The 506-nt window shown below is 27.5% G+C and carries 1 protein-coding gene; it reads right to left on the reverse strand.

The features are described from left to right. Nucleotides 1-168: 168 nt before the first annotated feature. A partial coding sequence (locus ACLWS4_RS37390; protein WP_416876482.1) for a hypothetical protein occupies nt 169-506 on the reverse strand: 338 nt, incomplete at its 5' end.

A 506-nucleotide genomic window follows, 5' to 3' on the forward strand; every position in this document is an offset into this window, starting at 1 on the left:
CAACATTGTATTTTAGATAAAAATCTTTATTTTCTTTCCAATAAGAAGACATAACGAAGATCTCACTTTCTGGATCATAATTCCTCAGTAAAGAAATCATGGCTACTACAATTCCAGCATCCCCTCTGTTATTTTTAGAATAAGCATTAATTAATAAATAGCGATGACTCATATTGTTAATATCCTTTCTTGTTCTTCTCGTATTCGCAAATTAACTTCTTTATTATGTTGCAAAATATAATAAAGTGATAAAAAAAGTGTTGTAATAATCATAGATAAAGCAGAGCCAAAAACTGATAGATAACTTGATAAAATCATTCCTAACCCTGAAGTAACTAGTGCTGTGAATAAATTTCCAATGAAAAATGGTTTAGTATAATTTATAGCTCGCAATCCAACTATATATGGTCTATTAATACCTAATAAAAGCTCATAGATACCTAATATTAGCGTTAGATATTTATAATCACTGTATTTATCTCCATACAATAAACTAAAACCAAAAT

The sequence above is a fragment of the Kitasatospora sp. SC0581 genome (assembly GCF_048159585.1).
In the GTDB taxonomy this organism is placed as follows: domain Bacteria; phylum Actinomycetota; class Actinomycetes; order Streptomycetales; family Streptomycetaceae; genus Kitasatospora.